Source organism: Neobacillus drentensis (assembly GCF_036966985.1).
GTDB classification, from domain to species: Bacteria; Bacillota; Bacilli; order Bacillales; family Cytobacillaceae; genus Neobacillus; species Neobacillus drentensis_E.
In genome coordinates this window covers 3,074-5,674 of record NZ_JBALSN010000160.1, presented here as the reverse complement: position 1 = coordinate 5,674, position 2,601 = coordinate 3,074, and the positions used below count along the sequence as shown (strand labels likewise).

At 39.1% G+C, this 2,601-nt stretch carries 2 protein-coding genes; both read right to left on the bottom strand.

Annotation, left to right across the window (positions count from 1 at the left end; all coding sequences use genetic code 11):
• Positions 1–83: 83 nt before the first annotated feature.
• Positions 84–2,144 (bottom strand): formate dehydrogenase subunit alpha, encoded by a 2,061-nt coding sequence (gene fdhF, locus V7659_RS11045; protein WP_420491422.1) that lies wholly within the window; start codon positions 2,142–2,144, stop codon positions 84–86.
• 143 nt (positions 2,145–2,287) lie between these two features.
• On the bottom strand, positions 2,288–2,601 hold a 314-nt coding region (locus V7659_RS11040; RefSeq protein ID WP_335540075.1), incomplete at its 5' end, for an ATP-binding protein.

Here is a 2,601-nt window from a genome sequence, read left to right as displayed (position 1 = left end):
TCAACAGGGTGCCAAAATTAATAGCGACCTCTTCGTTGCCATAAAAAAACGCAGTCATTAAACTGCGTCTTCTAAAATAATTTTTAAACCTTTTCAATTGCAACTGCGCATGCCTTGTATTCGGCTGTTCCTGAAATAGGGTCGTATTCATTTAATGTTAAGACATTCGTTGGTGTTTCACTCCAGTGAAAACTCATAAAGACCAAACCTGGTACCACCTGTTCTGTAACCTTTGCCTTCACCTCAAGCTCCCCTCTTCGTGAACGAACCCTGACCACTTCTCCATCAATAATTCCTAGAGCTGCTGCATCAGCAGGAGAGATATCTAGAGTCTCTTCTGTTTGTTTCACCTTTACACCAGAGGCATAATGACGAGTCTGAGAATGGGTATTATAGGATTCATAGCGACGGCCTGTCGTTAAGGTAAATGGATAGTCATGATCTGGTAACTCTAATGGGGCTGTGTAATCTACCGGAACAAATGGTGATTTTTTCGTTGGTTCTTCTGGCTGATGGAACCTCTCATGCATGATAAAAGTACCTGGATGATTTTCGTCTGGACATGGGTAGTGGATGCTATACTCTTTTTCAAGACGCTCGTAAGATATGCCGCCATACATCTCCCAAGCAAGTTTCCTCACTTCATCCCAAATTTCTTCACTATTATTATAGGTCATAGGATAACCCATTAATGTCGATAATTCACAAAGGATTTCCCAATCTTCTTTCACATTGGGATGTGCCTCAATTGCTTTGCGGACCCTTTGAATTCTTCGATCTGTGTTGGTATAAGTGCCATCTACCTCTCCCCATGAACGCGCTGGTAAAACAACATCAGCCATTTTGGCTGTTTCGGTCATGAAAATGTCTTGAACGACTAACAAATCTAATTTCTCAAGCAATTTTTTCGTATGGTTCATATGAACATCGGCAAGCAGAGGATTTTCACCAATAATATACAGAGCCTTTAGTTCACCCATTTCTAAGCGGTCAAATGTACGAGTTTGTGTATCACCTGCCTGCGGGTTTAATTCGACTTTCCATTCTTTTTCATAACGCCCACGGAATTCGTCATTTGCTAAACTCATTGCTCCAGCTAATTGGTTGGGCAGGCATCCCATATCCCCAGCACCTTGGACATTGTTCTGGCCCCTTAATGGCATAATTCCAGTTCCTGGTTTTCCAATATTTCCAGTTAATAAAGCAAGGTTGGCAATATCAAATACATTATTAACCCCACAGTGATGCTCTGTAATACCAAGTGTATATGCAATCATTGAACAGCTTGATGATGCATACTCCCTAGCTGTAGCGACAATATCTTCTGCTTGCAAACCAGTAATGGGTGCTGCAAATTCAGGAGTATATGGTTCAACTTGTTTTTCAAGTTTCTCAAAGTCAACTGTAAATTGTTTAATAAACTCAGGGTTATATAACCCTTCTTTGAGGATAATCCGAATGAAAGCATTGATCAGTGCAATATCTGAACCGACATTTATTTGCAGATGACGATGAGCAACTTTCACCATATCAATCTTTCTTGGATCAATAACGATTATTTTCAGGCCTGCTTTTGCCGCCTTTTTGATGCGATTAGCGATAATTGGGTGTGCCTCTGTTGTATTCGAGCCCATCAAAAGCAGCACTTCTGCCCGCTCAAAATCTTCCAGAGTGTTTGTTGGGAAACCGCTTCCAAAAACAGTTGCCAGACCGGCAACGCTAGGAGCGTGTCAGGTTCGATTGCAGCCATCAATATTATTACTATGAATGACCGTTCTCATGAATTTTTGTGTTATATAATTGGATTCATTTGTACTCCGTGCACAAGCAAACATAGATATTGCATTTGGTCCCCATGATGATTTGATGCTTGATAATTTAGTGGCAATGTATTGATAGGCTTCATCCCACGTCGTTTCAACCAACTTACCAGCTTTACGAATTAATGGGGATGTTAATCTATTCTTGGCATGTACATATTCATAGGCAAATGCACCTTTTACACATGTTTGTCCTTTGTTGACAGGTGCTTCCTTGTCACCACGGATTTTCATGATTCGGTTATCTTGAACTTCAAGGACTAGGCCACATCCCGTTCCACAATATCCGCAGATCGTTTTGACTAAATTAGACTCTCCCAACATGTTCACTCCTTTATAAAAACATTTGTAACTATATAATAATAATAATCTATTTATTTTAATTGTAGATTCTTTTTTCACAATATATGTGACTATTTTTTGAAAAATTGAGTAATAAAAAAACGAGAGAATCGTTCTCCCGTTTTTTAAGCAGTTTTGGCAGGCAATAAGATATTAAAGGTGGTACCTTTATTTAGTTCGCTTTCTACAAAGACCTTCCCATTATGACTTTCAATAATTTTGAAGCTCACCATCAATCCTAAGCCGTTCCCGTTCTTCTTAGTTGTGTAAAAGGGCTCGCCAAGTTTCTTTAATTTCTCCTTAGAAATGCCCACACCTGTATCTTGAATAGAAATTTGAACATTATTATCGTGGATAATTGTTTTAACATGTAGTTCTCCGCCGTTTGGCATAGCTTCGATTCCATTTTTGATGAAATTTAAAAATACCTGTTTTAAAC